This is a genomic window from Pseudomonas sp. GM25 (assembly GCF_000282255.1).
In the GTDB taxonomy this organism is placed as follows: domain Bacteria; phylum Pseudomonadota; class Gammaproteobacteria; order Pseudomonadales; family Pseudomonadaceae; genus Aquipseudomonas; species Aquipseudomonas aphyarum.
Genome location: NZ_AKJQ01000078.1, coordinates 130386 through 156911 on the forward strand (window position 1 = coordinate 130386; position 26526 = coordinate 156911).

Annotated in this window: 19 protein-coding genes, 1 tRNA gene and 1 pseudogene; 5 read left to right on the forward strand and 16 right to left on the reverse strand. The window is 60.6% G+C overall.

The genetic code is table 11. The features are described from left to right. Positions 1-15: 15 nt before the first annotated feature. Both PMI24_RS27310 and PMI24_RS27315 read left to right on the forward strand, forming a co-directional pair. A pseudogene (locus PMI24_RS27310) lies at positions 16-1811 on the forward strand (acyl-CoA dehydrogenase C-terminal domain-containing protein). Positions 1812-1995: 184 nt separating this feature from the next. After that, positions 1996-3774: an acyl-CoA dehydrogenase C-terminal domain-containing protein gene (locus PMI24_RS27315; RefSeq protein WP_007959866.1), complete on the forward strand. Its 1779-nt coding sequence runs from the start codon at positions 1996-1998 to the stop codon at positions 3772-3774. Between the two features lie 227 nt (positions 3775-4001). On the opposite strand, the gene PMI24_RS27320 is transcribed toward PMI24_RS27315, so the two are convergent. Beyond that, entirely contained in the window at positions 4002-4931 is a 930-nt protein-coding gene (locus tag PMI24_RS27320; protein ID WP_007959868.1) for a LysR family transcriptional regulator, read from the reverse strand. Between the two features lie 169 nt (positions 4932-5100). On the opposite strand from PMI24_RS27320, the gene PMI24_RS27325 reads away from it, so the two are divergent. The 3 genes from PMI24_RS27325 to PMI24_RS29095 all read left to right on the forward strand — a co-directional run bounded on the left by PMI24_RS27325 (position 5101) and on the right by PMI24_RS29095 (position 7145). Next, positions 5101-6384 carry an aspartate aminotransferase family protein gene (locus tag PMI24_RS27325; RefSeq protein ID WP_007959870.1) on the forward strand — a complete coding sequence of 428 codons (1284 nt, stop codon included), beginning with the start codon at positions 5101-5103 and terminating at the stop codon, positions 6382-6384. Positions 6385-6558: 174 nt separating this feature from the next. After that, complete coding sequence (locus tag PMI24_RS27330; RefSeq protein ID WP_007959872.1) at positions 6559-6879, forward strand: helix-turn-helix domain-containing protein; 321 nt, start codon at positions 6559-6561, stop codon at positions 6877-6879. A gap of 107 nt (positions 6880-6986) precedes the next feature. Continuing rightward, positions 6987-7145, forward strand: coding sequence for a YqaE/Pmp3 family membrane protein (locus tag PMI24_RS29095; RefSeq protein WP_003228885.1), 159 nt, complete (start codon positions 6987-6989; stop codon positions 7143-7145). A gap of 3 nt (positions 7146-7148) precedes the next feature. Here PMI24_RS29095 and PMI24_RS27340 read toward each other — a convergent pair whose 3' ends face one another. The 15 genes from PMI24_RS27340 to rpsU all read right to left on the reverse strand — a co-directional run bounded on the left by PMI24_RS27340 (position 7149) and on the right by rpsU (position 26505). Then, complete coding sequence (locus PMI24_RS27340; protein WP_007959873.1) at positions 7149-8957, reverse strand: S9 family peptidase; 1809 nt, start codon at positions 8955-8957, stop codon at positions 7149-7151. Then, a complete protein-coding gene (pqqE, locus tag PMI24_RS27345; RefSeq protein ID WP_371807421.1) occupies positions 8923-10059 on the reverse strand; it encodes a pyrroloquinoline quinone biosynthesis protein PqqE in 1137 nt (378 codons plus the stop codon). The genes PMI24_RS27340 and pqqE overlap by 35 nt, the downstream gene beginning before the upstream one ends. 7 nt (positions 10060-10066) lie before the next feature. Beyond that, the gene (gene pqqD / locus PMI24_RS27350; RefSeq protein WP_007959876.1) at positions 10067-10342 is read right to left on the reverse strand and encodes a pyrroloquinoline quinone biosynthesis peptide chaperone PqqD; all 276 of its coding nucleotides are present in this window, start codon (positions 10340-10342) and stop codon (positions 10067-10069) included. Beyond that, entirely contained in the window at positions 10339-11091 is a 753-nt protein-coding gene (gene pqqC, locus PMI24_RS27355; RefSeq protein ID WP_007959877.1) for a pyrroloquinoline-quinone synthase PqqC, read from the reverse strand. Before pqqC ends, pqqD begins: the two co-directional genes overlap by 4 nt. A 21-nt stretch (positions 11092-11112) precedes the next feature. Beyond that, positions 11113-12024: a pyrroloquinoline quinone biosynthesis protein PqqB gene (gene pqqB / locus PMI24_RS27360; protein WP_007959878.1), complete on the reverse strand. Its 912-nt coding sequence runs from the start codon at positions 12022-12024 to the stop codon at positions 11113-11115. An 84-nt stretch (positions 12025-12108) separates the two neighbouring features. Next, positions 12109-12183 carry a pyrroloquinoline quinone precursor peptide PqqA gene (pqqA, locus tag PMI24_RS29100; protein WP_003444522.1) on the reverse strand — a complete coding sequence of 25 codons (75 nt, stop codon included), beginning with the start codon at positions 12181-12183 and terminating at the stop codon, positions 12109-12111. A 159-nt stretch (positions 12184-12342) separates the two neighbouring features. Beyond that, complete coding sequence (gene pqqF / locus PMI24_RS27365; protein WP_007959879.1) at positions 12343-14769, reverse strand: pyrroloquinoline quinone biosynthesis protein PqqF; 2427 nt, start codon at positions 14767-14769, stop codon at positions 12343-12345. 38 nt (positions 14770-14807) lie between these two features. Next, positions 14808-15602, reverse strand: coding sequence for a carbon-nitrogen hydrolase family protein (locus PMI24_RS27370; RefSeq protein WP_007959880.1), 795 nt, complete (start codon positions 15600-15602; stop codon positions 14808-14810). Between the two features lie 12 nt (positions 15603-15614). Continuing rightward, positions 15615-17297 (reverse strand): flavin monoamine oxidase family protein, encoded by a 1683-nt coding sequence (locus PMI24_RS27375; RefSeq protein ID WP_007959882.1) that lies wholly within the window; start codon positions 17295-17297, stop codon positions 15615-15617. A 146-nt stretch (positions 17298-17443) separates the two neighbouring features. Next, on the reverse strand, positions 17444-17905 hold the full coding sequence (locus PMI24_RS27380) for an Lrp/AsnC family transcriptional regulator (RefSeq protein ID WP_007959884.1): 462 nt from the start codon (positions 17903-17905) through the stop codon (positions 17444-17446). A gap of 56 nt (positions 17906-17961) precedes the next feature. After that, positions 17962-18038, reverse strand: a tRNA-Ile gene (locus PMI24_RS27385). 15 nt (positions 18039-18053) lie between these two features. Next, entirely contained in the window at positions 18054-21800 is a 3747-nt protein-coding gene (locus tag PMI24_RS27390) for a bifunctional diguanylate cyclase/phosphodiesterase (protein WP_007959886.1), read from the reverse strand. A gap of 126 nt (positions 21801-21926) precedes the next feature. Next, the gene (rpoD, locus tag PMI24_RS27395; RefSeq protein ID WP_007959889.1) at positions 21927-23774 is read right to left on the reverse strand and encodes an RNA polymerase sigma factor RpoD; all 1848 of its coding nucleotides are present in this window, start codon (positions 23772-23774) and stop codon (positions 21927-21929) included. A gap of 67 nt (positions 23775-23841) precedes the next feature. Then, positions 23842-25809, reverse strand: coding sequence for a DNA primase (dnaG, locus tag PMI24_RS27400; RefSeq protein WP_007959890.1), 1968 nt, complete (start codon positions 25807-25809; stop codon positions 23842-23844). A 480-nt stretch (positions 25810-26289) separates the two neighbouring features. Further along, complete coding sequence (rpsU, locus tag PMI24_RS29105) at positions 26290-26505, reverse strand: 30S ribosomal protein S21 (protein WP_002551877.1); 216 nt, start codon at positions 26503-26505, stop codon at positions 26290-26292. Between the last annotated feature and the right edge of the window lie 21 nt (positions 26506-26526).

The following is a 26526-nucleotide window of genomic DNA, read 5'->3' on the forward strand; positions in this document are numbered from 1 at the left end:
GAAGGAGAAGCCACCATGCCCGAGTACAAAGCTCCCCTGCGCGACATGCGCTTTCTGATCGACCACGTCTTTGACTTCCACACTCAGTACGCGGCCCTCGGCGCCCACGACGCCAGCCCGGACATGATCAACGCGATCCTCGACGAGGGCGCGAAGTTCTGTGAGAACGTTCTGGCACCGCTCAATCGCAGCGGTGACGAAGAAGGCTGCCATTTCGACAACGGCGTGGTGACAACGCCTACAGGCTTCAAGCAGGCCTTCGCACAATACGTGGAAGGTGGCTGGCACGGTCTGGCGGCAGATCCGGCTTACGGCGGCCAGGGCCTGCCAAGTTCGCTGGGACTGGTGATCAGCGAAATGGTCGCCTCCAGCAACACTTCCTGGGGCATGTATCCGGGCTTGACCCACGGCGCCATGTCGGCGATCCACGCCCACGGCACCGAAGAACAGAAAAACACCATCTGCGCAAACTCACTGCCGGCCAGTGGACCGGCACCATGTGCCTGACCGAAGCCCACTGCGGCACCGACCTGGGCATCATCAAGACCCGTGCGGTGCCCCAAGCCGACGGCAGTTATGCAGTGACCGGCAGCAAGATTTTCATTTCCGCCGGCGAGCACGACATGAGTGACAACATCATTCATCTGGTGCTGGCCAAACTGCCGGACGCACCGGCGGGGACCAAGGGGATTTCGCTGTTCATCGTGCCGAAATTTCTCCCGGACGCATCCGGTGAGGCGGGCGAGCGCAACGGCGTTTCCTGCGGTTCGATCGAGCACAAGATGGGCATCAAGGCCTCGGCCACCTGCGTGCTGAACTTCGACGACGCCAAAGGCTTCCTGATCGGCGAGCCGAACAAGGGCCTGAACTGCATGTTCACCATGATGAACCACGCACGCCTCGGCACCGGGATGCAGGGCCTGTGTCTGGGCGAGGCGAGTTTCCAGGGCGCAATCAAATACGCCAACGATCGCCTGCAGATGCGTGCTCTGACCGGCGCCAAAGCTCCGGACAAACCGGCCGACCCGATCATCGTCCACCCGGACGTGCGGCGCATGCTGCTGACCATGAAAGCCTTCAACGAAGGCAACCGCGCGCTGACCTATTTCACCGCGCAGATGCTCGATGTCGCGCACCTTAGCCCGGACGCCGACGCGCGTCAGGAAGCCGAAGATCTGTTGGCGTTCCTGACGCCGATCTGCAAGGCGTTCATGACCGACACCGGCCTGGAGGTGACCAACCACGGCATGCAGGTGTTTGGCGGTCACGGATTTATCCGCGAGTGGGGCATGGAGCAACTGGTTCGTGATTGCCGGATCGCGCCGATTTACGAAGGCACCAACGGCATTCAGGCGCTGGATCTGCTCGGGCGCAAAGTGCTGGGCAGCCAGGGCAAGCTGCTGCGCAACTTCACCAAAATCGTCCACAAGTTCTGCGCGGCCAATGCCGGGCATCCACAACTGGGCGGGTTTGTCGCGCAGCTCGATGGCCTCAATCAGCAGTGGGGCGAGCTGACCATGAAGGTCGGCATGGCGGCGATGAAGAACCCGGATGAAGTCGGCGCTGCGTCGGTGGATTACCTGATGTACAGCGGTTACATCGTTCTCGGTTACCTGTGGCTGCGCATGGCGCTGGTCGCGCAGGCGCAGCTGGAGTCGGGGGAGGGGGATGGCGATTTCTGCCAGGGCAAACTGGCGACGTGCGAGTTTTACTTCAAGCGTCTGTTGCCGCGTACCGCGGCGCATCGTTCGGCGATCGAGGCGGGCAGCGATTGCCTGATGAAACTGCCGGCCCAGTTGTTCTCGCTGTAACACGCCCCTGTTAAACAAAAGAGCCCGCAGATTGCGGGCTTCTTTATGGCTGATTGCTTGTGACTAAAAATAACAAAACAGTCACCGCCTGACCCTATGTGTCGCAAAAGTTGTTGGGTTACACTCCAGCTCAACGAAAACACCCTTCCACGAATCACCTGTTTAGATCTTTGCGAGGTTTGCCATGGCTGACTACAAAGCGCCGCTGCGCGATATGCGCTTCGTCCTCAATGAAGTGTTCGAAGTCGCCAAACTCTGGGCCGAACTGCCGGCCCTGGCCGAGACCGTGGACGCGGAAACCGTTGAAGCCATTCTCGAAGAGGCCGGCAAGGTCACCAGCAAAAGCATCGCGCCCCTGAGCCGTGCCGCCGACGAAGAAGGCTGCCACTGGGCCGACGGTGCCGTCACCACACCGGCCGGTTTCCCACAGGCCTATCAGACTTATGCCGAAGGCGGCTGGGTGGGTGTTGGCGGTGATCCGGCCTACGGCGGCATGGGCATGCCAAAAGCCGTTTCCGCTCAAGTTGAAGAAATGGTCAACTCCGCCAGCCTGTCCTTCGGTCTGTACCCGATGCTGACCGCCGGCGCCTGCCTGTCGATCAACGCCCACGCCAGCGAAGAGCTGAAAGCCGCTTACCTGCCGAACATGTACGCCGGTGTCTGGGCCGGCTCCATGTGCCTGACCGAGCCGCATGCCGGCACCGACCTGGGCATCATCCGCACCAAAGCCGAACCTCAGGCCGACGGCTCCTACAAGGTCAGCGGCACCAAGATATTCATCACCGGCGGTGAGCACGACCTGACCGAAAACATCATCCACCTGGTGCTGGCCAAACTGCCGGACGCACCGGCCGGGCCGAAGGGCATTTCGCTGTTCCTGGTGCCGAAGTTCATGGTCAATGCCGATGGCAGCCTGGGCGCGCGCAACCCGGCGAGCTGTGGTTCGATCGAACACAAGATGGGCATCCAGGCGTCCGCCACTTGCGTGATGAACTTCGACGAAGCCGTGGGTTACCTGGTCGGCGAGCCGAACAAGGGCCTGGCCGCGATGTTCACCATGATGAACTACGAGCGTCTGGGCGTCGGCATTCAGGGCCTGGCCACCGGCGAGCGCTCGTATCAGAACGCCATCGAATACGCCCGCGACCGCCTGCAAAGCCGTTCGCCGACCGGCGCGCAGAACAAGGACAAGGTGGCCGACCCGATCATCGTCCACCCGGACGTGCGTCGTATGCTGCTGACCATGAAAGCCTCGAACGAAGGCGGCCGCGCGTTCTCCACTTATGTGGCGATGCAACTCGATACTGCCAAGTTCAGTGAAGACGCCGCCACCCGTAAACGTGCCGAGGACCTGGTTGCGCTGCTGACGCCAGTGGCCAAGGCGTTCCTGACCGATCTGGGTCTGGAAACCACTGTCCACGGCCAGCAGATCTTCGGCGGCCACGGCTACATCCGTGAGTGGGGCCAGGAGCAACTGGTGCGTGACGTGCGCATCACCCAGATCTACGAAGGCACCAACGGTATTCAGGCGCTGGACCTGGTGGGTCGCAAGATCGTCGGCAGCGGCGGCGCGTTCTACAAACTGTTCGCCGACGAGATCCGCCATTTCACCGCGACCGCCAGCGCCGAACTGGGTGAGTTCACCAAGCCGCTGAATGACGCCGTCGACACCCTCGACGAGCTGACCTCGTGGTTGTTGGACCGGGCTAAAACCAACCCGAACGAAATCGGCGCGGCATCGGTCGAGTATCTGCAAGCGTTCGGCTACACCGCTTACGCGTACATGTGGGCGCTGATGGCCAAGGCATCACTGGGCAAAGAAGCGCAGGACGATTTCTACGCGAGCAAACTCGGCACCGCGCGGTTCTATTTCGCCCGTCTGCTGCCGCGGATTCACTCGTTGAGCGCGTCGGTCAAGGCTGGCAGCGAGTCGCTGTTCCTGCTGGACGCTGCGCAGTTCTGATGATGTAACGTCATGTAAGCGATCTCTTACATGACGTGCTGCTGTTCTCCCATAGGCGTAGATTGGATCCAGAGCTAATCTACTTTCCATGGACGTCGCGCAGGAAGCGCAAAGCAACAACACGGACACGTAGGATTCTGCCAGGGTGGCGGAGTGAAATGGATGTCAGGGAAACAGTCTGCAAAGCCCCGCTTCGGCGGGGTTTTCTTATGCCCGCAGAAAAGTTTTCAGCTCAGCGCGTCCAGTGACGGCGCACCTTTCAGCGGTTTGTCCTCACGCTGCATCACCTCTTCCAGCAACGTTCGCAGCAAGGCCAATGGCGCCTGCTGGCGCTGCACATCGCGACACACCAGCCCGACCTTCAACGGTACACGCGGCTCACTCAACGGTTTCCACAACAGATCCTGATCGTCGTACTCCTTTTGCGAACGACCGGGTAGCACCGTCGCCAGACGGGTATGCGGCAGGCTGTCGAGAATCCCCACCATATTGTTCAATTCGGCCTGCACTTGCGGGCGTCGTCCGAGGCTGGCCAGTTGGGCCTGCCAGATCTGGCGGATCTGAAATTCTTCCCCCAGCAGCAACATCGGCAATTCAGCGGCCTGACTCATCGAGACTTTCTTGAATTCCCGCAGCGGATGATCCGCCGGGATGACCAGTGTCAGTTCATCTTCGTACAGCATCACGCCGTGCAGCCCCGGCTGGCGTGGCGGTAGATAGCTGATGCCGATGTCCAAGGAACCGTTGAGCAGACGCCGCTCGATCTCAAGCCCCGTCAATTCATAAATCTGCACCACCAGATGCGGCTGGGCCTTACGCACCCGCTCAAGCATTTGAGGCACCAGGCTGGTGTGCACGGTTTGCAGCACGCCGATCGCCAATGTGCGCAGTGCCTGCCCCTTGAAGTTGCCCAGCGCCTCACGCGCCCGCTGCATGCCGTCGAGCAGTGGCAAGGCGTGGTTGTACAAGGTGTGGGCGGCGAGGGTCGGCAACAGGCGTTTGCTGCTGCGCTCGAACAGGGTGACGTCGAGGTTTTGTTCCAGGTGGCGAATCTGCTGGGACAGCGCGGGTTGAGAGATCGACAGGCGCTCGGCGGCGCGTCCGACGTGACCTTCTTCGTAGACCGCGACGAAATAACGCAGTTGTTTGAAATCCATAAGTAACACTTATCGAAAATGCTGGGAAATCGAAATGGCTCGACGCCGTGAACAGGCCTAGTCTAACCGCATTCACAAGGCTTACAGGGCCGGAAAGCGCAATGACCAGCGTTTGTTTTGAAAGTGTTTACATAGGCAGTTCAAAAAACCTCGATCGAGGTTTTTTTCAATGAATCTGTTCAGTTTGCGGCGCCAGACGCCGAGCCTCGATGACCTGGCTTTTGAAACCCAGGAATCGGACGCCGCTGACGGCCTGAATGCCGAGCGTCTGATGCCCAGCGTCGAGCGCCCACAGCAAGTATTCGTTCGCGGCCAGGGCTCCTGGCTATGGGACAGCAATGACCGCGCCTACCTGGACTTTTCCCAGGCCGGAGGCGCCAATAGCCTCGGCCACAGCCCTTCGGCGCTGGTCAAGGCCATCGCCAATCAAGCCCAGGCACTGATCAATCCCGGCTTCAATCTGCACAACCGCGGCATGCTCAGCCTCGCCGAGCGCCTGTGTGCCAGTACTTCCAGCGATCAGGCGTATCTGCTCAACAGTGGCAGTGAGGCCTGTGAGGCGGCGATCAAACTGGCGCGCAAATGGGGCCAACTGCATCGCGGCGGCGCCTCGCGGATCATCGTTGCCAGACAAGGCTGTCACGGGCGTAGTCTGGCGACGATTTCGGCGTCGGACAGTTGCAATTTGCACAACCGTTTTGCGCCGCTGCTGCCGGGTTTCGACCTAGTGCCGTTCAATGACCTGCCAGCGCTGCATGCGGCGGTCGATGCGCAGACCGTGGCAATCATGCTCGAACCGATCCAGAGCGATGCCGGGGTGATCCCGGCGACCGAACATTACCTCAAGGGTGTCGAACGCCTCTGCCGTGAATTGGGAATTCTGTTGATTCTCGACGAAGTGCAGACCGGCATCGGCCGCTGCGGCACTCTGCTCGCCGAACAATCCTACGGCGTGCGCGCCGATATCGTCGTGCTCGGCAAAGGCCTCGGCGGCGGTGTTCCACTGGCGGCGCTGCTGGCGCGAGGCAAGGCCTGCTGTTTCGACTCAGGTGAGTTGGGCGGCACTCATCACGGCAATGCGCTGATGACCGCCGCGGGCCTGGTGGTGCTAGACAGCGTGCAGGACCGCGCCTTCCTCGAACAGATCCGGGACAACGGCCAGCATCTGCGCGAAGGGCTCGCCCGTCTGGCGCATCGTTATGAACATGGCGAGTTGCGTGGGCAAGGGCTGTTCTGGGGCCTGGCCCTGTCGGAAGACTCCGCCGAGGCCGTCGTCAAAGCCGCGCTGCATGAAGGCTTGCTGCTCAACGCCCCTCAAGCCAACTGCCTGCGCTTCACCCCGGCGCTCAACGTCAGCAAGGCCAACATCGACGAAATGCTCCTGCGCCTGGCCCGTGCCTTTTCCCGGGTACGCACCGCGCAACTGCAATGCCGCAAAGGGATTGCCGTCTGAGCTGAAATTTCCCACCCGAATTCAAGAACCGTCTCGCGGTATAACGCACGCCCCACGCCTGATTCTTTTGGCGTGGGGCGTTTTTTTGTGGCCGGGTTTTTCCAGTGCGGTTTATTGCTTGAGAGACCGCCGCTGCGGTGTTTATTTAGTGGGCCTCGGCGAGAGAGATAACTCATGAGTAAAAAATTCAAGAGTGAAGTATTTGAATCGGTGCACGAGTCGGCCAGTGCCCTGCATGCAGTCGGTGCGATCAGCAAGGCAACGATGCGTGAGTTTGATGAGTCGTGTCTTGCAGCGGTTCCAGATGCAATCCCGGCGGAGCAGATCAAGGCGTTGCGTGAGCGTAACAACGTCAGCCAGCCAGTGTTCGCGCGTTATTTGAACACCAGCGCGTCGACCGTCAAACAATGGGAATCAGGGGATAAGCATCCAAGCGGAATGGCTTTGAAGCTGCTCAGCATTGTGCAGAAACACGGTCTGCAAATACTGGCTTGATTGGTCTTGCGCACTCTGTCTGGCGAAAGCACTGAACCCTGACAAACGGCACAGGTCGATTAGCTTGTATGGCTCAGGTGAGCCAACCCCCAATCAGGAGCTGCCCCATGGACTTTATCCGCATCATCATCGCCATTCTGTTGCCGCCACTGGGTGTGTTTCTGCAGGTCGGGTTCGGCGGCGCGTTCTGGCTGAACATTCTGCTGACGCTGTGCGGTTATATCCCGGGGATCGTGCACGCGGTGTACATCATCGCCAAGCGCTGAGTCTCAGTCCGTCAAACCCATCACTCGCCGGTAGAACCGCCATTCCTGCTCCAGCGCATGGGCCTGGTTGGCGGCCCGGCGGAAGCCGTGGCGTTCATCAGCGTAGTAATGCGCTTCGACCTCAATGCCGTTTTGCTCCAGGGCCGCGACCATGTCGCGGGTCTGTTGCGGCACGACCACGGCGTCCAGTTCGCCCTGAAAGAAAATCACCGGTACGCGAATGTTGCCTGCGTGCAGCAACGGTGTACGGGCGGCATAGCGTTCGGCATCTTGCTCGGGATCGCCGATCAGCCAGTCCAGATAATCGCCTTCAAACTTGTGCGTCGCGCGGCCGAGGGCCACCGGGTCACTGACGCCGTACAGACTGGCGCCGGCGCGGAATACCTGATGGAACGCCAAGGCACATAGCGTGGTGTAACCACCGGCGCTGCCACCACGGATAAACGCACGCTCGCCGTCGATCATGCCGCGATCATTCAGGTAGGCCACCACCGCACAGGCATCCTCGACGTCCACTGCGCCCCAACTCAGATGCAGCGCCTGTCGATACTCCCGGCCATAACCGCTGCTGCCTCGATAGTTGAGGTCGGCGACGGCGAAGCCGCGTTGCGTCCAGTACTGGATGCGCGGGTCGAGCATCGGGTAGCAGGCTGAGGTAGGGCCGCCGTGGATGAACACCACCAACGGTGGTTTCACGTCGCCATTTGTGGCCGGGTAAAAGAAGCCGTGGGCTTCACCCGAACCGCTGGGGTAGCGCAGGGTTTGCGGGCGGCTGATGCGCTCGGCGGGCAGCGGTGCGACACCGCCGGCCAAGACATTCACTTCACGCGATTTGCGATTGATGGCGATCACCGCTGAAGGGCTGATCGGTGAAGCCGCGATGCAGTAAATGAATTGATCGTCGACAGCCAGATGACGGAAGCGGCTGTAGTCGCTGGTGAAGTCTTCTCCGTTAAGCGCCAGACGACCGAAACCGCCTTCGCTCCAGCTTGCCAGGAATGCTTCATCTGTGGGCAGCCAGGTGCAGCCGCCGAGTTGCCATGGGGCTGGCGCGTGATCGGCTTCGGCGCTAGTTAACGGCTGCAAGCCGTCTGCTGACTCGACCCACGGTTGCCAATAACCGCCACGATCAGTCAGACAACCCAGTCGTCCGCTGGCATCGAAACGCGGTTGCTGGATTGACTCTTCAAACGCTTCACCCGCCACACAACGCGGGGCGGAAAATCCATTGGACGAGCGCTCGGCGAACATCAGTCGGGTGGATGTCCACGGCTGATGCGGACGGCTCCACTCGATCCAAGCCAGGCGCTGGCCATCCGGGCTGATGATCGGCGAGGCGTAAAAGTCCGCACCTTCTGCCAGCAGACTCTTGGTGTCGTCCACCAGGTCAATGGCCACCAGCCGATGCCGATCACCGTTCTCTTCAACAGCCAGCACCTGCCCATCGGCAAAGTGCAGATCACCATATCGGCATTCCCCGGACGTCAATGCCACGGGCTCGTCGTCCAGCGTCTGGCGGTACAGCTGCTGGTCCGCCTCGTTGACGAAAACCACCCCGTCTGGCGTCAGACAAAACGCCCCACCGCCATATTCGTACACCCTGCTACGCACGCTGAAACCCGCAGGCGTCAGACATTTCGCCGCGCCATCGCGCCAGTGCCAGATCCGGCAGGCGGCGTCCGTCGGGCGATATTCATTCCAGAACAAACCATGGGCGCCGAGCTGCAGCTCGGCGAAATCCACGCCGGCGGCAACTGCGGCAGTGGCGCTGAAAGGCTCAGCCTTTGGCGATGAGGCGCGAGTTTCGTTCATTGCGAAAGGCCAGTTGTTCGATGGTCTGGGTGGCGTGCTCGGCTTCTTCGCGGGCCTTGAGGATCACGCCGTGATGTTCGGACTTGCTGCACACCGGGTCGGCATTGCTGGCATCGCCGGTGAGCATGAATGCCTGGCAGCGACAGCCGCCGAAGTCCTGTTCCTTCTCGTCGCAGGAGCGGCATGGCTCGGGCATCCAGTCATACCCGCGAAAGCGGTTGAAGCCGAACGAGTCGTACCAGATGTGCTGCATGCTGTGGTCGCGCACATTGGGAAATTGTACCGGTAGCTGTCGGGCGCCATGACAGGGCAGGGCGGTGCCGTCCGGTGTGACTGTCAGAAACAGACTGCCCCAGCCATTCATGCAGGCTTTGGGGCGCTCTTCGTAGTAGTCCGGGGTGACGAAAATCAGCTTGCACGGATGCCCTTCGGCTTCCAGCTTGGCGCGGTATTCGTTGGTGATGCGTTCTGCGCGGACCAGTTGCTCCTTGGTCGGCAACAGGCCGACACGATTGAGCTGCGCCCAGCCGTAGAACTGGCAGGTAGCGAGTTCGACGAAGTCGGCCTCCAGCGCAATGCACAGCTCGATGATGCGGTCGATCTTGTCGATGTTGTGCCGATGGGTAACGAAGTTCAGCACCATCGGATAGCCGTGGGCCTTCACGGCGCGCGCCATTTCCAGTTTCTGCGCGAAGGCTTTTTTCGAGCCCGCGAGCAGGTTGTTCACTTGCTCGTCGCTGGCCTGGAAACTGATCTGAATGTGATCGAGCCCGGCCTTCTTGAAGTCGCTGATCTTCTGCTCGGTCAGACCGATGCCGGAGGTGATCAGGTTGGTGTAGAAACCCAACTGGCGCGCTTCACGAATCAGCTCGGCGAGGTCCTGGCGCACCAGCGGTTCGCCCCCGGAAAAGCCCAGTTGCGCGGCGCCCATCTCCCGCGCCTCGCGAAATACCTTGATCCACTGCTCGGTGCTCAGCTCTTTGCCTTGCTCGGCAAAGTCCAGCGGATTGGAGCAATACGGGCATTGCAGCGGGCAGCGGTAAGTCAGCTCGGCGAGCAGCCACAGCGGCAGGCCGATTTCCGGTTTGGCCGGGACTTGCACCGATGACTCAGGCAAGTTCGATCCAGTGCTGCGCACGGGCAACCTCCATGAATTGCTCGATGTCGTCACCGAGCTCGGGCACGCCGGGGAACTGTCTGTCGAGTTCGGCGATGATCGCCGCGACATCCCGTTCACCGTCGATCAGGCCGCCGATCAGCGCGGCACTTTCATTGAGTTTGATCATGCCTTCCGGGTACAGCAGCACGTGGCCTTTCTGGGCCGGTTCGTACTGGAAACGGTAGCCGGGACGCCAGGTCGGGGTCTTGCTGCGGTCGAAACTCATAAGGCGATTCCTTTATGCCAGACCCGTTGATCGGTGACGCTGTGATACGGCGGGCGGTTCAGTTCGTAGGCCATGCTCATGGCATCGAGCATGCTCCAAAGAATGTCCAGTTTGAACTGGAGAATTTCCAGCATGCGTTCCTGACCTTCGCGGGTCTTGTAGTGTTCCAGCGTAATCGCCAGACCATGCTCGACATCGCGCCGGGCCTGACCGAGACGGGTACGGAAATATTCGTAGCCGGCCGGGTCGATCCACGGGTAATGCTGCGGCCAGCTGTCGAGCCGCGACTGGTGGATCTGCGGCGCGAACAGCTCAGTCAGCGAGCTGCTGGCGGCTTCCTGCCAACTGGCGCGACGGGCGAAGTTGACGTAGGCGTCGACGGCGAATCGCACGCCGGGCAGCACCAATTCCTGGGAACGCAATTGATCCGGATCGAGACCGACGGCCTGGCCCAGACGCAGCCAGGCTTCGATGCCGCCGTCTTCACCGGGAGCTCCGTCGTGGTCGAGCAGGCGCTGAATCCACTCGCGGCGGATCTCGCGATCCGGGCAGTTGGCGAGGATCGCCGCGTCTTTCAGGGGGATGTTCACCTGATAGTAGAAGCGGTTGGCGACCCAGCCCTGGATCTGCTCGCGGGTGGCCCGGCCTTCATACATCGCCACGTGATACGGGTGATGAATGTGGTAATAGGCGCCTTTGGCGCGCAGGGCCGCTTCGAATTCGGCGGTGGACAGCGGGGTGTCGGTCATTGCGGTTCTCCGGGCCATTCGTTACAGGACGATGCTCATGCCGTCATACGCCACTTCAACATTGCGCCGCACCAGTTCCGCGCGCTCCGGGGAGTCTTCGTCGAGAATCGGGTTGGTGTTGTTGATGTGGATAAGCACTTTGCGCTGCTCGGGAAGCTGTTCCAGCACTTCGAGCATGCCGCCGGGGCCGTTCTGCGCCAGATGGCCCATTTCGCGGCCGGTACGGGTGCCGACGCCACGACGCTGCATTTCATCGTCGTCCCACATCGTGCCGTCCACCAGCACGCAATCGCTGCCGGCCATGATTTCCAGCAATGGCGCGTCGACCTTGCCCAAACCCGGCGCGTAGAACAGTTTGCCGCCGGTGCTGAGGTCTTCGACGATCAGGCCGATGTTGTCGCCCGGGTGCGGGTCGAAGCGGTGCGGCGAGTAGGGCGGTGCGGCGCTGCGCAACGGCAGCGGGGTGAAGCGCAGGTTTGGGCACGCAGCGACGGTGAAACTCTGGTCGAGTTCGATGCGGTTCCAGTCCAGCCCGCCGTTCCAGTGCTTGAGCATGGTGAACAGCGGGAAACCGGTGCTCAGGTCTTCGTGGACCATGTCCGTGCACCAGACTTGATGCGGGCAACCTTCGCGCAGGCTGAGCAGGCCGGTGGTGTGGTCGATCTGGCTGTCCATCAGGATGATCGCGCTGATGCCGGTATCACGCAGGGCCCGGCCCGGCTGCATCGGGGCGAAGCTCTGAAGCTGCGCGCGGATGTCCGGCGAGGCGTTGCACAGCACCCAGTTCACGCCGTCATCGGAAATTGCGATGGACGATTGGGTACGGGCCTGGGCATTCAGGCTGCCGTCGCGAAAACCGGCGCAATTGACGCAGTTGCAGTTCCACTGCGGAAAACCGCCACCGGCGGCCGAACCCAGAATCTGGACGAACATGAACGCTCCATCATTTCAACGCTGAAAATAAAACGCCCCGGCGAGCCGAGGCGTTGCACTGCAGTGTTCTGCTTGAGGCAGGACTCAGCGGCTGGCGAAGTACATGGTGACTTCGAAGCCGATGCGCAGGTCGGTGTAAGCAGGTTTGGTCCAAGCCATCGGGTGACTCCTTTTTCAGGTGGGTGAGATAGCGCTATCCATAGGTATAGTCCACGGCAGCGCAGGGATGTTCCAAATAGTTAGGTGGCTATGTTACTCAAAATTTCACGGGGTTGGCCCGTGAATCTTTGAGAAAGCTCCTTGCAGCCCCGGTAATGATCATTTTGCCGCTTGCCATGGCGCGCCGGGCGAAGCGGCGTTGGAGAGGCCGTGCCAGCCGCCCTCGGCGCGGATCAGACGTTGTGCGGCGGCCAGCAATGCCGGGCGATCCAGTTGGGCGATGGCGCCGATCAATCGCTGCAGATAATCCGACGAGTGGCCGGCGAGACGGGCCTGCCAGAGGAGTTCGGCAGCATCTTTGCAGGACAGGGCGCCTTCACCGAACTGATCGGCAAGCGTCTGGCATTGCTGGGCGAGGCTAACGTCATCGAGTTGTTCGATAAGGGCTGGCAGACCACCGAGAAACTGCTGAATGTGGCCGAGCAATTGCGCAGCCGTAGCCGAGGGCGATTGCACACCGAACAGCAATCCGGTCTGGCCGTGGAACTGGCGCAACCCGCTGAACACGGCATAGCCGAGTTGCAGTTCGACGCGCAGGCGTTGGTAGAACGGTGTCTGACACAAGTGGGCGAGCAGGCGCCACGCGGCTTCGTCGTCGATTTCATGGCTGGCGGTCGGGCAGAACAGCAGCAAGGCGTGTTCACTGGAAGTGCTGCCGATCTGACTCCACCGGAATCCGGCGTGGATCGCCGACGGTGGGGGGATTTGATTGTCCGGGATGCCGGGGATGCGACTCAGGGCCAGGCCCATGGCTGACTGGGTCTGTGGGTTGAGTCCCAACGCCAGACCGTCCCAGCGGGAAGTTGTCCACAGATGCGCGGCGTCGTCGGATTCGCCTACCGCTGGCAGGCACTGTTCGGGCAATGCCTTGAGCAGTTGGCGGATCGGTATCAGCGCAGGTTGCGGCTCGCCTTTCGCGGAATCGGCGCCCACTTGTGTCAGAGATTTCAGCGCGTGCTCCAGCACGGCGGGCAGCGTGTCCTGCAGGCCGGTGAGTTTCAGCAGCCACTGATTACCCGTGGCGCTGAAGGACAATTCGACCCCAGCCTGACGTGCGTCGTCAGACACTTCTCGCAGACTGCGTTGCAGTTTCGCTTGCAGCTCGGTCGTGGCCGCCGCTTCCGTCTGCCAGCGAACATACACCGCACCTACGTCACCGTTGTCCGGCAGCGCCTGGCTGAATTGCATCGGCGAACGTTCGCGGCGGCTGCGCGAGCGATCCTGAGCGAACGTGCGCAGGCCTCGATGGGCGCTGGTCTGGCCGCGGATCAGGCCGGCGTTGGCCAGTGGCTCGGCTGCGCGCAGGAACGGATTGGCAGCGGGCAGATGCCAGTGACTGCTGAAGTTATCCACAGTGCCGATTTTGCCGAGAATCGATTTGAGCGCTGCAACGGCAGATTCGGAGAGGCCGCTTTCGAGTTGTTCGGCGTCGAGTCGGGCCAGCTGCAATGCACCGCTGACCTGCTGCTGTCGTTCAAGCAGCGTTGCGTACTCCTGACGCAACGCCGGCCAGTCCTGCTGCGCTGCGAAGAAACTCAGCCAGTCGAGAAACTGTGCGCGGATGGCGTCGAGTGACCCGGATGCCCCAGTGAACTGAAGATGCAGAACTGCCTGCTCAGCAAATTGATAAGGCACACAGGCCTGTAAGCCTTCCGCGAATCCCTGCTGCTGCAAGTGAGCGAGCAACCCACCGGGTTTGGCGCTGTTCAACCAGTGATAGAGAAACGCCAGCGCCTCGGCCGACGACTCCGGCAAATCCTCCAACGCAAACAGCAGATTGCCGTGCCGCTCGCCGACCTGTTGATAACTTTCTTGTGCGTTGTCCATCAAGCGAACGGGGGCAGCCTGTGCAGTTTTATCCCCAGGCGTCAGCGTGGCGGCAAACTGTTCTGCCAGCGTTCTCAGCTCTTCGACACTTTGCGGCCCGACCAGACTCAGGATCATCTGCCCGGTGCGGTAAAACTGCTGATGGAAGTCTTTCAACGCCTGCTGAAACTCCGCTTGCTCTACCGACAAGCTCTCGCGGTTCCCGGCATGAAAGCCGCGCAACGGATGCGCTGCCGACAATCCCTCAAACAGCGCCTCTTTCTGCTGAGCCGCCGCATCCTGCGACCACGCGACAAACTCCGCCTGCAACACCTCCCGTTCCCGCAACTGATCGTCCGGATTCATACGAGGATGGGCGAGCATGTCTGACAGACGCTCCAGCCCGTCGCTGAAGGACGCCGGCGGCAACTCAAAGAAGAAATCAGTGGTGCGCTCGCGAGTGCTGGCATTCACTTGACCGCCGTGACCTTGCACGTAGGCCATCAGCCCTTGCTGTGCAGGAAAGCGTTCGGTGCCAAGGAACAGCAAATGCTCTAGGAAATGCGCCAGCCCCGGCCACGCCAACGGCACGTCATGACTGCCGGCAGCCACCCGTAACGCGGCGGCGCTGCGCTTCAGGCCGGGCACGTGACGCAGGGTCACGCGCAAGCCGTTGGCCAGGGTTTCTGTGTGGGGGCGGGGGTGAGTCGGCGCAGGCATGGGCACTTCCAGAACAGTGAAGTGCCAATGCTAGCGGATTAGCGCTTGTTGAGCGCGTCGTAAAGTTCGGGGCGGCGGTCGTTGAAGTAGCGGTTGGCGCTGCGCGAGTCGACCATCAACTGGCGATCCAGCTCACCGACGATCAAGGCTTCGTCCAGTCCAGCCTGGGCGATGCGGCTGCCATCCGGCGCGGCAATGCTGCTTTGCCCGCAGTAATGAATGTCGCCTTCGTGGCCGCAGTAGTTGGCGTAAGCCACGTAGCACTGGTTTTCGAAGGCGCGGGAGCGCACGGAAACATCGGCAATGAAATCGAAAGGAATCATGTTCGCGGTCGGCACCAGAATCAGCTCGGCGCCTTCTAGGGCCAGGCGCCGGGCGTTCTCCGGGAACTCCAGGTCGTAGCAGATCAGAAAGCCGAGCTTCCAACCGTTGAGTTCGACGATGGGAAACTCTCCATCACCGGGGCTGAACATCGAGCGATCCAGATCGCCGAACAGATGCGTCTTGCGGTAATTGCACAGGCGTTCACCGTTCGAATCGATCAACTGCACGGCGTTGTAGATCTGACCTTCGGCGGTACGCTCTGGGTAACCATAAAGAATCGCCAGACCGGCAGCCTTGGCGATTCGTCCGACCTGTTGCGCCCATTCGCCGTTATAGACCTCAGCCAATGTCGCAACCGCCTCCTTGCCGATGTTGTAGCCGGTCAGGAACATTTCCGGCACCACCAGCAGGTCGGCGCCTTTGGCCTCCATCGCCAGTTGATGCAGGCGCTGGAGGTTGGCGGCAGGTTCCAGTGGCAGCGGTGGACATTGGTAAAGGGCTACACGCATCAGGGATTCCTCTTACTCGGGCAGGGCGATCGGGCCGATGTCGTTGAACACATCACCCGGACCAGGGTTCTCTGTATGTGTGGACCCGCCGAAGTGCTTCATGATTCCCCACACCGCGTTGAGCGAGGTCTGTACCGCGCCTTCGACCCACGCTGGCGTCCACGACACGTCGTCGCCGGCGATGAAAATCCCGCGCTGCTCCGGCGGCATGTCGTCCTGCATGAAATGCGCGTACATGCGCTGGTTGTAGCGATAGTGGCCGGGCAGGGCGCCCTTGAACGCGCCGAGGAAGTGCGGGTCGGCTTCCCACGACACGGTGATCGGATCACCGATGATCCGCGCGGCGATGTCGACTTTCGGGTAAATCTTCTTCAGTGCATCCAGCGCCAGTTTCACGCGTTTCTCCACCGGGTGCGGGAGCATCTTCAGCGCGTCGCTCATCCACGAGTACGACAGGCAGATCACGCCCGGCTTGTCGTCGCCGTTGTCGAACAGGTAAGTGCCACGGGTCAGGCGATCGGTGAGGGTCATGCTCATCAGGTCACGGCCAGTTTCCGGATCCTTGTCCTTCCAGAACGGGCGGTCGACCATCACGAAGGTCTTCGACGATTGCATGTAGCGAGTGCGGTCCAGGGCCATCCACATCTTCTGCGAGAAAAGGCTTTCATCGCATTCGATCTGGGTGGTCAGCAGCCAGCTCTGGCAGGTGGTCAGTACGGCCGCGTATTCGCGAGTGTCGCCGTTGTTGTCGGTGACTGCGAAACGTCCGTCAGGCGCGTGGGCGATTTTCTTCACCCCGGAGCGCGGTGCGCCATGGTGCAGCGATTTCAGGCTGGTGCCTTGCGGCCAGTGGACGCAGCGTTCCGGCGCATGACGCCAGATGCCTTGCGGCACTTGTTCCACACCGCCGACCACCAGATGCTGGTGATCGTCGCAGTTGGTCATCACCACGCGGAAGATTTCCAGCATCGAGTTGGGGAAATCCGAGTCCCAGCCGCCGGTGCCGAAACCGACTTGGCCGAACACTTCACGGTGATGGAACGACAGTTTGGCGAAGGCTTTCGAAGTGGCAACGAAGTCGTAGAAGGTGCGGTCGTCCCACAGCGGTACCAGGGTGTTCCACAGTTCTTTGAGGCGTGGCACGTCACGGTCGCGAATCGCTTGCTGAATATCGGAGAACTGCGAGCCGGCCTCCAGAGCGTCGGCCCAGGCGTCCGCCACTTCCTGGAAGAGTGCGGGAAGATCCTTCAGGCTCTGTGCGTAATGGGTTTTGCCTTCCAGGTCGATCACGGTGCTACCGGAGGCCGGCGTCAGCGGGTTGGGGAAGGGCTTGGTCTCGAGGCCGAGTTTGTCGACGTAGTGATAGAACGCGGTGGAAGACACCGGGAAACGCATGCCGCCGAGCTCGGCGACGATGCCGTCGGTGCCGTTGAATGCCTGGGAACGCAAACGGCCGCCGAGCTTCGAAGCCTCATAAACGACGGGTTTCAGGCCGAGTTTCATCAGCTCATAAGCCGCAACCAGACCGGCGATGCCGGCTCCGACAATCGCCACTTCAGCACCGTGGTTGTGCTCGGGAATGCTGCCCAGACCGGCCGGGTGCTCGATCCAGTCGTCGAAGGCGAAAGGAAAATCCGGGCCAAAAATGGTGACTGGTTTTTTACCGTCTGCAGGATGGCGATTGTTCTTGTTCATGGCTGACCTTGCTGGCGACCCGACGCGGGATGCGCGTCTGAGTATAGGAAAAGATGCCAGCCATTCTAGGGAGCGTAGAACACGTTAATAAGACGCAAAGTGTCGTCGTTTTGAGTGTTAGTACTGCAATATGACGATGGTGATGATCAAACTGGATGCCCGCGATCGATCTTGCTGCTGAGGATGATCGAGGTCGTGGTCTTCTCTACACCGTCTACGCTGCCGATCTGATCCAGAAGCTGATCGAGCTGCTCCGGTGAATCGGTCCGCAACCACGCCACATAATCAAACTCGCCACTCACCGCGCACAATTGCTGCACCTGAGCCATCGCGCTCAAACGGCGCAACACCTCTTTTCCGGAGCGTGGCTGCACCTTGATTCCGACGTAAGCCTGCAATCCGCCATCCACCACACGCTGGCCCAGACGCACGCCATAACCGGTGATGACCTTGGCCTTTTCCAGTCGCGCCAGTCGCGAGGTCACGGTAGTGCGGGCGATCCCCAATTGCCGGGCCAGCATCGCCACGCTTTCGCGGGCGTTGATTTGCAGGGCAGCGATCAGCTGGCGGTCGATTTCATCGAGCACGGGTGGGCGGATGTCGGGCAAGGGACTTCTCCACGCAGGTACGAAAAAGCCGCACATAAGCGCGGCTTTTTCATGTTTGGTGGGCCCACACGGACTTGAACCGTGGACCAAAGGATTATGAGTCCTCTGCTCTAACCAACTGAGCTATAGGCCCTCAGTAGGCCGCGGATTATAGCGACGGTTTCTCGGCTGTGCTATCCGAAAAATCTGATACGGCTATACGAAGAAACGTCGCGGCAAACTCTTCTGGTGGCAGCGGCAGGCTGACGATGTAGCCCTGAATCTGTTCGCAACCTTCGGCGGCGAGGAATTGTTGTTGGGCCTGGGTTTCCACACCTTCGGCGATCACGGTGAATTGCATGCTGCGGCCCAGGGCGATGATGGCGCGGACAATCGCCGCGTCGTGCGGGTCGTCGGGCAGGCCGCGGACGAAAGACTGGTCGATCTTGAGGATGTCCAGTGGCAGGCGTTTGAGGTAACTCAGCGAGGAATAACCGGTGCCGAAGTCGTCGATGGCCAGTTGCACGCCCAGGTGTTTGAGCTGGTGCAGCACCGCCAGCGCTTCCTCTGCCTGGCTCATGATGAAGTTTTCGGTAATTTCCAGTTGCAGTAATTCCGGCCGCAGGCGGTTGTCCTTGAGCAGTTGTTCGATGCGTCCCAGCAGGTTCGGCTGGCGCAGTTGTGCGCCGGCGAGGTTCACCGACAGCGGGCCGAGAGATTCATAGATCTGGCCCCACTCGAACATCTGCCGGCAGGCGGTTTCCAGCACCCAGTCGCCGATTTGCAGAATCATGCCGTTCTCTTCCGCCAGCGGGATGAAGTGCTCCGGCGGCACATCGCCGAAGTTCGGGTGACGCCAGCGGATCAGGGCTTCGGCGCCGACCAGGCTGTGATCGTCGAGGCTGATTTTCGGTTGGTAATAGAGGTACAGCTCCTCGCGCTCGATGGCCCGGCGAAGTTCGTGTTCCAACGCCACCCGTTCACTGGCTTGGGCGGTGAGGTCGCGGGTATAGCTTTCGACGCGGTTGCGGCCCTTGGCCTTGGAGCGGTACATCGCCGCGTCCGCGTTCTTGATCAGGGTCGCGACATCGCAGCCGTCGCGCGGGTAAAGGCTGGTGCCAATGCTGGCGCTGATGAAGAACTCATGCTCGCCGGCCTGGAACGGTGCGCCAAAGCAGTTCAGCAGTTTGGTGGCGATGTTGTCGGCATCGCCGGGCTGCTGCAGGCCGGGCAGCAGGATGATGAATTCGTCGCCACCCAGCCGCGCCACGGTGTCGATGTCTCGCAATTGCTCCTTGAGGCGCACGGCGATGCCCTTGAGCAGCAGATCGCCGACCGGGTGACCGAGGCTGTCGTTGATGTGCTTGAAACGGTCGAGGTCGAGGAACAGCACCGCGCCCTGGCCGCCGTTTTCTTGCTGGCTGTTGAGTGCCATCAGCAGACGGCTTTCGAACAGCGTGCGGTTTGGCAGGCCGGTGAGCGGGTCGTGATGCGCCTGATAGTCGAGCTTGGCCTGGGCGTGCTTCAGGCTGGAGATATCGGCGAACACCGCAACGAAGTGGGTGATGAACTTGTCACGGTTGCGCACGGCGCTGATGGTCAGCCAGCTCGGGTACAGCTCGCCATTTTTGCGCCGGTTGGAGATTTCGCCCTGCCAGTGACCCTCATCGGTCAATTGATGCCACATCGCCGCGTAGAACGCGCTGTCGTGCAGGCCGGAGGCCAGAAGGCGCGGGGTGTGGCCAAGCGCTTCGCTTTCGCTGTAACCGGTGATTTCGGTGAAGGCCCGGTTCACGGCGCTGATGTGCTGCTGGGTATCGGTAATCAGCACGCCTTCTGCGGTGCTCTCGAACACGGTCGCGGCCTGCTGCAGTTTTTCCTGCATCAGGTGGCGTTCGGTGATGTCTCGGGCGATGGTCAGCATGCAGTCTTCGTCGCCGATCGGCAGCGGACGGCTGGACACTTCGCAGAGGCGGATCTGCCCGTCGCTGCGGCGGATATGGCAGCTGAAGTCGCGAACGAACCCATCGCGGTGCAGCAGATCAAGCATTTGCTTGCGTTCGTTGAGGTTGACCCAGATGCCCAGGTCCAGCGCCGAGCGATCCACCGACATGGCACTATTGAAACCGGTGATACGACTGAAACCTTCGTTGACCTCCAGCAGCAGGCCATCACTCTGGCGCGACAGCAGCAGACCGTCCGGCGAGGCGTGGAAGGCCTTGGCGAACTTCTCTTCGGAGGTTTGCAGTTGCTGTTGGGTTTCCTTGAGCTGGGTAATGTCGCGCACCACCACAACCAGCGCCGGCGTAGTGTCGAGCTCAAAGGGTTCGGCGGAAATCAGCCCGGTAAACACCTGGCCGTTGTTGCGGCGAAAGGGCATCTCCAGGTTGCGAATGCTGCCGGCTTGCAGGCGCTGAAGCAGGCCTGGGCCAACTCCGGGAATGCCCCAGATGTTGAGTTCGGTGGCAGTCTGGCCGATAACTTCTTCGGCTTTGAGCCCGATCTGTTCCTCAAAGGCTTCGTTCACCTCCAGCAGGCAGCCGTCGGAGAGCCGGGCGATGACCAGGATGTCCGGGCATTGCTGGAATACCGAAGCGAATTTCTGTTCCGACAGGCGCAACGCCTCTTCGGTGCGCTTGGTTTCGCTGATGTCGATCATCAGGCCGCGCATCACTGGTTCGTGGCCGTGTTCGATCAGGCTGACAATGTCACGCACCCACAAGCAACGGCCGTCAGCGGTGATTACGCGGTAATCGAGGCTGTGATCGCGCCCGGCCAGCACCTCGTGATCGCAAAAACTCTGGGCACGGGTCAGATCTGCCGGGTGAATGATGTTGCGCCAGAAGCCCGGAATCAGCCAATGAGACAGGGGATAACCGAGCAGATCTTCGGCGTGGGGCGACACATAGCTGTAGGTGAAATCGCTGATCCGCGCTTCCCAGGCGATGGCCGAAAGACTCTCCACCAGTCCGCGATAATGGTATTCGCTGCTGCGCAGCTCCTGTTCGAGGTCGATGCGCCGGGCGATTTCCGAACTCAGGCGCCGGTTGATGCGGATCACCACTGCCAAGACGATGACCAGGAGCGAGAGGCCCGGTAAACCGTAAATCAGCAGATCCGACCAGAATGTCCGGTGATCGAGGACGTTGCCGACCCAATGCTCCTGAATGCTGCTGATTTCTTCCGGGGACATGTCGGCCAGCACCTTGTCCAGAATCCCCACCAGCATTTTGTTGTCGCGAGGGACGCCCATCGCCAGTTGGTAGCGATAAGGGGTTTCACCACTGACATACAAACCATCCAGTTTGAGCTGGCGCAGGCTCCAGACGCTGGAGGCCAGGTCGCCGACCACGGCGTCGACTTCATCGGTGGCCAGGGCCTGCAATGCTGAGCTGACGTTGGGCATTGCCACCAGGTTCAGGTCGGGGTGATGGGTGCGCAGCAGTTCGTGGGGGGCGTAGTTTTCCACCACGGCGATTTTCAGGCCGTAAAGATCCTCGAGCTTGCGCGGTTGTGGGCCGCCGACGTGGGCGAGGATGACGATCGGAAAGTCGAGATAAGGGCGGGTGAACGACAGATAACTCTGGCGTTCCGGGGTGGACATGATGCCCGGCAGCAGGTCCAGCGTGCCGTTTTTCGCCTGTTCGAGCACCACGGTCCAGCTCACCGGCTCAATGGGGGTGAGTTTGATCGCCAGGCGTTGGCGAATCACATCGATATAGTCCGCTGCCAAGCCTTGATAGCGGTTCTGGTCGTCGCGGAACTCGAAGGGCGGCCACGACGCATCGACACCCAGGCGCAAGTCCGGGTGAGCCGCCAGCCAGCTACGTTCTTCATCGGTCAGAGTCAGCGCGTCAGCCGTTGCGGTCCAGATCATCAGTGACAGCAAAAAAAGCACGGACGCCAGTCTGGGCATAACGGTCTCGTTATGGCTCGGGGGAATGTTTCGAGTGTAGACGGGCTGTGCGCGGGGGGAGGGCGGAGCTGGGTATTTAATCTGCCATATAAACAAAACCCCCGGCCTGGGCCGGGGGTTCTGGTATCACTCGTCTAGGAAGGAGCGCAGATGCTCGCTTCGCGTCGGGTGGCGCAGCTTGCGCAGCGCCTTGGCTTCGATCTGACGGATCCGCTCACGGGTCACGTCAAACTGTTTGCCGACTTCTTCGAGCGTATGGTCGGTGTTCATGTCGATACCGAAACGCATGCGCAGTACCTTGGCTTCACGGGCAGTAAGGCCGGACAGCACTTCGCGGGTCGCTTCTTTCAGGCTCTCAACAGTGGCGACATCGATTGGCGACTGCATGGTCGAGTCTTCGATGAAGTCACCCAGATGGGAGTCTTCGTCATCACCGATCGGGGTTTCCATGGAGATCGGCTCTTTGGCGATCTTCAATACCTTGCGGATCTTGTCCTCAGGCATTTCCATGCGTTCACCCAGCTCTTCCGGGGTCGGTTCGCGACCCATTTCCTGCAGCATCTGCCGGGAAATTCGGTTGAGCTTGTTGATCGTCTCGATCATGTGCACCGGAATACGGATGGTGCGGGCCTGGTCGGCGATCGAGCGAGTGATCGCCTGACGGATCCACCAGGTGGCATAAGTCGAGAACTTGTAACCACGACGGTATTCGAACTTGTCCACCGCTTTCATCAGACCGATGTTGCCTTCCTGGATCAGATCGAGGAATTGCAGGCCACGGTTGGTGTACTTCTTGGCGATGGAGATCACCAGACGCAAGTTCGCTTCAACCATCTCTTTCTTCGCGCGGCGGGCTTTCGCCTCACCGATCGACATGCGACGGTTGATGTCCTTGATCTCGGCGATGGTCAGGCCGGTCTCGGTTTCCAGCGCGGTCAGCTTCTGCTGGCAACGGATGATGTCCGGTTGCACGCGGGCAATGGCTTCGGCGTACTTGCTCTTGCCTTTGGCCAAGGCGTCGGACCAGCTTTCGTCGACTTCGTTGCCAGGGAACTGACGCAGGAAGTCGGCGCGCGGCATACGTGCATCACGTACGCACAGTTGCATGATCGCGCGCTCTTGCTGACGCAGACGATCCAGGGCACTGCGAACACGCTCGACCAAGGCTTCGAATTGCTTCGGCACCAGTTTGATCGGCATGAACAGCTCAGCCAGAGCCAACAGTTCGGCAATCGCCGCCTTGTTGTTGCGACCGTGCTTTTTCAGGGCCTTGCGGGTGATTTCCATCTGATCGGCCACGGCGCCGAAGCGCTGTGCAGCAATGACCGGATCCGGACCGCTTTCGGCTTCTTCTTCGTCATCGGAAGCTTCGGCGTCATCGTCCTCGGAATCGTCGTCCGCTTTCGCGGCCTTCGCATCGATCGGTGGCGGCACTTCGGCGGCAGGCGGCGTGATGCCGTCGTCCGGGTCGATGTAACCGCTCAGAACGTCGGACAGGCGACCACCTTCGGTGGTGACGCGAGTGTACTCGGAGAGAATATGGTCAACCGTGCCAGGGAAGTGCGCGATGGCGCTCATCACTTCACGGATGCCTTCTTCGATACGCTTGGCGATTTCGATTTCGCCTTCACGAGTCAGAAGCTCGACCGTACCCATTTCACGCATGTACATGCGCACCGGGTCAGTGGTGCGACCGATATCGGTCTCCACCGCCGCCAACGCAGCGGCTGCTTCTTCCGCAGCGGCCTCGTCGGTATCGGCGTCGGCCAGCATAAGGGCGTCCGCATCCGGAGCACTCTCGTGTACGGGGATCCCCATGTCGTTAATCATGCGGATGATGTCTTCCACCTGCTCCGGATCTGAAATATCCTCGGGCAGGTGGTCGTTGACCTCGGCGTAAGTCAGATACTTCTGCTCACGACCCAGTTTGATCAACTCAATAATACGAGACTGCTGTTGCGCTTTTCCGGACATAACACCCTATCCACTGAAGGTCTTGGCGGGCAAAAAACAAGCCGAGGATTATACCTGAGCTATGACCTCACGCGCCAGTTGAGGTCGGGTTTGATGCGGAAACATTGCGACTTAAAAGGTCGCGCAGTTGATTTTTCTCATCGGTGCTCAGTTCGCTTTGACGCGCTTTTCTGAGCAGTTGTTCCAGATTTCGCTCGCGTTGGCGGGCTGACAAGCTAGTAATGGTGTCGAAAAACTGTTGTTCAAGGTTGTCTCCGTCAATCAGCCATTCCTTTTCCGCCAGCGCCTTGAGCAGGCGACCCTGTTCGGTTCCGTGCCATCGCGCGATCAACTGAAATGAGTTTAGCTTGGGATTCTTCTGTACGGCTTCGAGCAGTGCCACCAGCAGCTGTGCGTTGGTCTGGTTCTCGTCCGCGAAGTGCCCGGCATCCTCGACCTTTTCCGCCAGTTGCGGGTGATGCAGTAAGGTTCTCAGGGCGGCGAGGGTCGGTGGTTCGACGGCGGCCGGCACGCGTGGGGCACGCGGTTGATCGCGATCACCGCCACGTTTGCCGTTCTTGTCCCACGGTTTCTTGTCCCATTTCTTGCCGCCGGCGCCGGATTTCTTCGGCGTCCATTCCTGCTGCGGCACATACATGTCCTGTGCCTGCGGCTGATGGTAGTCGCTGTAGTCCGGCATGGCGTCGTAATCGATGCCCGGGTCGTAGGCCGGCGGCGCTTCCTGCGGAGCGCTCTGGGCCAGCTGGCTGACGCTTTCGCTACTCAGGCCGGTGATCTCGGTCAGGCGCTGGCGCATCAGGATGCGCAGGTTGGCGCCGGGGACCTTGTCGATCAGCGGTGCCGCGAGCGTGGCCATATGGGCCTTGCCCTCCAGCGAGCGCGGGTCGGCTTCTTCGGTCAGTTGCTGGAAGAAGTAGTCCGCCAGCGGTTGTGCGTGCTGATTGATCCGGGCGCGGAAGGCATCAGTGCCCTCGGCGCGAATCAGCGTATCCGGGTCTTCGCCTTCGGGCAGAAACAGGAAGCGTGCACGACGCCCATCCTGCAGGCTGGAAAGCGTTGCTTCCAGCGCACGCCAGGCGGCGTTGCGACCGGCCTGGTCGCCGTCGAAGCAAAACAGTACGTTCGGCACGACGCGAAACAGGCGCTTGAGGTGTTCTTCGCTGGTCGCGGTGCCCAGTGTCGCGACGGCATTGCGCAGGCCTTGCTGGGCGAGGGCGATGACGTCCATATAGCCCTCGACGACGATGATTTCGTCGAGGTTGCGATTGTTCTTGCGGGCTTCATAGAGGCCGTAGAGCTCCTGGCCTTTATGGAAGACCGGGGTTTCCGGCGAGTTCAGGTACTTTGGCTTGTCGTCGCCGAGCACTCGGCCACCGAATGCGATGATTCGTCCACGGGTGTCGCGGATCGGGAACATCACGCGATCGCGGAAGCGGTCATAGCGTTTGCCGGTTTCGGCGTTCTCGATCAGCAGGCCGGCGTCGATCATGGCTTTCTGCTGCAAGGTGTCGCTGCTCAAGTGTTTGAACAGGTTGTCCCAGCCCGGCGGTGCGAATCCGAGACCGAAGTCCCGGGCGATTTCGCCGGTCAGGCCGCGACCCTTGAGGTAATCCACTGCTGCCTTGCGTGCCGGATGGCTCTTGAGCGCCTGCCGGTAAAAGTCGGCAGCGGCGGTGAGCAGCGGGTACAGCGGTGAATCGGTCGGCTGGCGCGGTTTGTTCGAGCGGCCGCCTTCTTCGCGCGGCACTTCCATGCCGGCGGCTTTGGCCAGATCTTCGACAGCCTGGGGGAAGTCCAGGTTGTCGTGATCCATGAGAAAGCCGAGGGCGTTGCCACCGGCGCCGCAGCCGAAGCAGTAGTAGAACTGCTTGTCGGGGCTGACGCTGAACGACGGGGTTTTCTCTTTATGGAACGGGCAGCAGGCGGTGTAGTTCTTGCCGGCCTTCTTCAGTTGCACGCGCGAGCTGACCACGTCGACGATGTCGGTGCGGTTCAGAAGGTCGTCAATGAAGCTCTGGGGAATCAGCCCGGCCATGGCGTTCTCGTCTGCGCTGTAATGGATCCGATGCGAAAGGCAGCCGGACGCGGGTCATTGAGTGATGCGCGCACGTGGGGCGGCTCGACCGGTGTCGTTTGCGTAATCGCTGTCGGGAAGTGTATCTGCCGAAAATCCACTGACGTTAGTAATCATCAGTCTTCGACTATTCGAAAATGTTGCGCTGAATCCGCTGACGGCCTGTAATCGGCCTCGGATAGCTCATGAAGCGGGCACGCAAGCAGGTGCCTTGGGCTGATCGTCGTAAGAGGAATCAGTGGGTGTGCTCGTCAGTAGCCTTGAAAGGCTCGTCAGAAAAGACGTGCACCGCTGGCAAAAGAGCCAGGCCTGACGCGGTGAAGCGGGTTTGTCTCGGTCGCATCTGCGGCTTCGACGGTGAAGCATCAAGCGTTTTACGCAAATGCCATTAGCCCGGCTGAGGGCCGGGCTTGGCAGAAGCTTGCTACGATCGTCTGTGTATTAGTACAGACGAACGGCGCGGCGCTGTTCGCGCTGAACTTTCTTGGCGTGACGCTTAACAGCAGCAGCTGCCTTGCGCTTACGCTCAGAAGTTGGCTTCTCGTAAAATTCGCGGCTACGAACTTCAGCCAGTACACCGGCTTTTTCGCAGGAGCGCTTGAAACGACGCAGAGCTACGTCGAAGGGTTCGTTCTCTTTAACTTTGACGGCTGGCATCCAGAGCTACCTTCATTCATT